The sequence below is a fragment of the Accumulibacter sp. genome, from assembly GCF_031732815.1.
Taxonomy (GTDB): Bacteria; Pseudomonadota; Gammaproteobacteria; order Burkholderiales; family Rhodocyclaceae; genus Accumulibacter.
Genome location: NZ_JAVMKF010000151.1, coordinates 1 through 4618 on the forward strand (window position 1 = coordinate 1; position 4618 = coordinate 4618).

General features: G+C 66.6%; 4 protein-coding genes. All 4 read right to left on the reverse strand.

The genetic code is table 11. From position 1 onward, the window contains the following. Nucleotide 1: 1 nt before the first annotated feature. Nucleotides 2-1336 carry a sigma-54 dependent transcriptional regulator gene (locus tag RKP46_RS10335; protein WP_311106570.1) on the reverse strand — a complete coding sequence of 445 codons (1335 nt, stop codon included), beginning with the start codon at nt 1334-1336 and terminating at the stop codon, nt 2-4. Beyond that, complete coding sequence (locus RKP46_RS10340) at nt 1333-3204, reverse strand: ATP-binding protein (RefSeq protein WP_311106571.1); 1872 nt, start codon at nt 3202-3204, stop codon at nt 1333-1335. Before RKP46_RS10340 ends, RKP46_RS10335 begins: the two co-directional genes overlap by 4 nt. A gap of 122 nt (nt 3205-3326) precedes the next feature. Beyond that, complete coding sequence (locus RKP46_RS10345; RefSeq protein ID WP_311106572.1) at nt 3327-4067, reverse strand: molecular chaperone TorD family protein; 741 nt, start codon at nt 4065-4067, stop codon at nt 3327-3329. Next, a partial coding sequence (locus RKP46_RS10350) for a 4Fe-4S dicluster domain-containing protein (protein WP_311106573.1) occupies nt 4064-4618 on the reverse strand: 555 nt, incomplete at its 5' end. The genes RKP46_RS10345 and RKP46_RS10350, both read right to left, overlap by 4 nt.

The following is a 4618-nucleotide window of genomic DNA, read 5'->3' on the forward strand; positions in this document are numbered from 1 at the left end:
TTCAGAGACTCTCGCCGTGGCGCTCGAGCAGGCGGTAGACGTGCCTTTCGCTGATTCCCAGTACCGTCGCGACTTTCAGGCGGTGGCCACCGTAGCGGACCATGACCTCGCGCAGGTATTCGCGCTCGATCTCGTCCAGCGTTGGTTCGTGCTCGAAGCGCAGGACGACCTCGCCGGTCTGCTCGCGCGGGATGAACGCGAGGTGCTCTGCCCTTACCTGGGTTCCCGGGCGGGCGAGGATGACGGCGCGCTCGATCGCGTTGCGCAGCTCGCGCACGTTGCCTGGCCAGTCGTACGCGCTCAGGATGCGCAGTGCTTCGGGGGTCAGCGTCATCGGCCCGGTGCGCGAAAGCAGGGCGAGAAAATGGCGCGCCAGCGGTTCGACATCCTCACGGCGCGAGCGTAGCGTCGGTGCGGTGATGACGAAACGCGACAAGCGGAAGAACAGGTCGCTGCGGAAGCTGCCGCTGCGGCTCATGGCGCCGATGTCGCGGTTGGTCGCCGCGATGAAGCGTGCGTCGGTGGTCAGTGTCTTGTTGCCGCCCAGGCGACGGAAGGTGGAGGTTTCCATGACGCGCAGCAACTTGGCCTGGATGGCGGTGCCGACGTCGCCGACTTCGTCGAGGAAGAGCGTGCTGCCGGCGGCTTCCTCGATCAGCCCTTTCTTCTGCCGATCGGCGCCGGTAAAGGCGCCGCGTTCGTGGCCGAACAGTTCGGACTCGAAGAGGCTTTCCTGCAGGCCGCTGCCATCGATGGCGACCAGTTCGCGGTGGGCGCGCGGGCTGCGGTCGTGAATGGCCTGCGCGATCATTTCCTTGCCGGTGCCCGATTCACCGAGAATGAGGACGGTTGTGTCGGTCGGCCCGACAGCGTCGATCATCGCCTGCACCTCGCGCATCGCGGCGCTTTCGAAAACGAGCGGCCCGGGACGACGCGAGGCGAGCTGGGTGCGGTAGAACTGATTCGATTCGCGCAGTTCGGCGGTTTCCAGGACGCGGCGGACGGTCAGTTCGAGCTCGTCGAGGTTCACCGGCTTGGTCAGAAAATCGGCCGCGCCGTGGCGGATGGCGAGGACGGCGTTGGGGATCGATCCGTAGCCGGTGAGGACGATCACCGGGTACTGGTTGCGGATCTCGGCGAGAATCTGCTCGGCGTTGCTGTCCGGCAGCTTGTAGTCGAGGATGATCGCGTTCGGTTCGATTTCGCCCAGCTTCTGCTGTGCCTCGGCCCACGAGCCGGCGCCGACGGCGGCAAAGCCCATGCCCTCCATCTGTCGACGCAGCAGGCCATTGAACAGCGTGTCGTCATCGATGATGAGCAGAGTCTTCTTCTTCACGCGACCTCCTCGATCGCCATCTCGGCCAGCGCCAGGCGTATGCGGAAACGCGTTCCCTGGTTGACCGCGCTGTCGACAACAATGTCGCCGCCCATGTGCTCGACGAAGTTCTTGACGATGGTCAGTCCCAGGCCAGTGCCGCTGACGCCGTCGGCGCGCCGGCTGAAGAACGGATCGAAGATGCGCGCGACGTGCTCGGCGTCCATGCCGATCCCGGTGTCGCCGATTTCGATGACCGCGCGCCCCTGCTCGGCGCTCAGGCGCGCAGTCAGGCGGCCGCCATGGTGCATGGCATGGTGGGCATTCTGGATCAGGTTGAGGAAGATCATGCGAACTTCGGCTTCGTCGGCGAGGACGCGCAGCGCTTGCCGCGGGAGTTCGAGTTGCTGTTCGATGCCGTGGGTTTGCGCATCGAATTCCAGCAGGCGCAGCGTATCGCTCAGCGCTTCGTTGAGGACGACCAGTTGCAGGCTGTTGCTCGGTGGCCGGGCAAGGAGCAGCAGGCGGCGGGTGACCGCGATGCAGTTGTCGATTTCGTGGTCGATCAGCCCCATGTAGTCGACGATCTGGTCGACCGCCAGCTCGCGCTCGCGGATGTCGCGCACCAGACCCTGTACGCCCAGGCGAACCGAACCCAGCGGGTTGTGAATCTCGTGCGCGATACCCGCCGCGAGCAGGCCGAGTTCGGACAGGCGCTGCTCGTGCGAGACGCGCGCCGCCTGGCCGAGATCGCGCACTGATTCGACGACATAGCGCTCGCTCTGTCCATCGTTGTCGATTTCGACGAGTACGGCGTGAATCTCGGCCGGGAAAAGGCTTCCGTCGGCGCGCTGGTGGTGATGACCGGCTTTCAGCGTGGCGCCGACCTGCTGCAGTTCGCTCAGTGGACAGACCACGAGCGTCGCGACGCAAGCTTCGTTGCGCGCGTGGCTGGCCTGATGGCAGGGGCGATCGAGGATCTCGTCCGGCGTGCGGCCGACCTGCTGGGCGAAGGCGCGATTGGCCAGGACGACTTTCTTGTCGGCAACGCGAATCACGCGTACACCGTCGGGCAGCGCGTCGAGCAGTTGCTGCAGATAGCGCTGTTGCGCCTCGGCCAGGGCCAGCTGGCGCGCCAGTTGTTCGGCCATGCTGTTGAAGCTGGCGGCGGCGCGGCCGATCTCGTCGGGCGCGACGATCGGTGCACGCGCCGTCAGGTCGCCGCCGGCGAGCGCGCGCGTCGCTGCGTCCAGTCGGGCAAGCGGCGCAATCACGTGGCGACGCAGGAGCAGCCAGAGGGTGGTCAGCGTCAGCCCGATCACCGCGGTTCCGGCGAGCAGCAGCAGCGCGGCGCTGCGCCAGGCGCTGTCGCGAATCGGCGCCGCGTCATAATCGACGACCAGGACGCCGTTGACCGGATGCGTTGCCACCGGGCCATGGCAGGGCAGGCAGGGCGGTCGATTCGGCACCGGGTTGATCGAGCGCAGGACCTCGCCGCGGTCGCCGGTGTCCTGGAAGCGGCTTACCGGGCTGCCGGCGGTGGTTGCGCGCGCCACTTCGGCCATCTGCTGACCGAGCTTGCGCGGGTCGGAGGCAAAGCGCACCTCGCCGCCCGGGGCGAGAATCAGCACGTCGCGAATTCCGGGGAGTTCGCCGAGCTTGCTGACGATGTCGCGCAGGCCGTCCACGTCGCGCTTCAACATGGCGTTTTCCCAGGTCACCTGCAGCATGCGATTCAGTTGCAGCGACGCTTCGGCACGCCCGCGTTCGAGTTGTTGCCGGTAGAGGCCAAGGAAGAGCAGACCGAGGAGCAGCGACGCGCCGCCGGCGGCGAGCAGGACGCCGCGCAGCAAGCGACGGCTCAGGTTGGTGTTGCGTCGGGGGGTCATGCCGGCCGACGAATGCGCATGCGCGCGGCCGGCGTCAGAGCAATTCTGCGTGCAGCGGCATTAACAGCCAAGACGACCTCCCCGGCAAACGGACGGCAGACTTCTCTACCGGCGGCGGAATTCTACCAGCTTGGCGCAGCGCCTCCCGGCACAAAGCGAACCGGGGCGACGAACGGGTGGCGCTGACTGCGCGGCTGCAGGCGTTCGACGATCTCTTCCGGTGTCGGGCGCGGCTCGTGCAGTTGTTCGGCCAGGTGGTCGCGCAATTGCTGGCACCAGGAGTTGGTCAGAATTGCCAGCGCCGCGTAGAACTGCTGCTCGCAACGCGCGGCCAGGCGTGCGGCGAAGTCCGGTAGCCAGCGCAGCAGATGTTCATCGAGAAACGCGGCCAGCGCGCGCAGGCCGGCGTCGTCGCGCAGCGCCGCCAGGCGGCGCGCGAGAAACTGCAACTGGAAGACCAGGTGATCGTCCGGCCGCTTGCGCCAGTCGGGAACGGCGAAGCCGCTGGCGGTGTACAGATCGCGCAACTCGAACATCGCTTCCTGACAGATCAGATGTTCATCCGACAGCCAGACCGACTCGCAGGGTGAAGCGCCGTAGGCGCCAGTCAGGTAGATGGCGGCGAATTCGGCGGCGAGGTCGTCCATTGGCGTAGCCGGATCGACGCAAGCGAGCACCGCCGTGCGCATCAGCGCGAAGGCCTCGGCCTGCGCGGCATTCCTCGGCAGGAGGGCGAGGTTGTCGGGGAAGCCGATCGCCGCCAGTTCGCGCAGGACTGGCGGGGTGAGCTCGCGCTCGTGCAGCGCGGCGAGCGTGGCGACATCCTCGGCCAGGGCAAGCGCCACTTCGAGCGTCAGGCTCATTCGACGCGCCCCTTGCTGTGCGGGACGAAGGCAATCGACGGCGTGGTCAGCTCCGGGTTGGCCATGTTCTTCACCTGGCGGACCGGCTTGTCGTGTGGTCCGATCGCCGGCGTTGGATGCGCGCCTTGCCAGAGTTTGTCGATCGGGCCGATGTCGAGGACGCGCATCATGCAGGCCATCACGCAATAGGGCTTGCGATTGGCTTCGAGTTCGTCGATACACAGGTTGCACTTCTTGACGATCTTTTCGATCGGGTCCCACTGCGGCGCGCCGAACGGGCACGCCGCTTCGCAACGGCGGCAACCAATGCACAGCGTCGAGTCGATGTCGACGACGCCGTTGTCGGCGCGTTTCCAGATCGCCCCGGTCGGACAGGTCGGCAGGCATGCCGGCTCGGCGCAGTGGTTGCACGACATGTTGACCTTGTAGGCATAGACATCGGGGTAGGTTCCGCCCTCGATGTACATCACGCGCCGGAAGCGCGGACCGGGCGGCAGGCCGTTCTTGTCCTTGCAGGCGATCTCGCAGGCGCGGCAGCCGATGCAATCGAC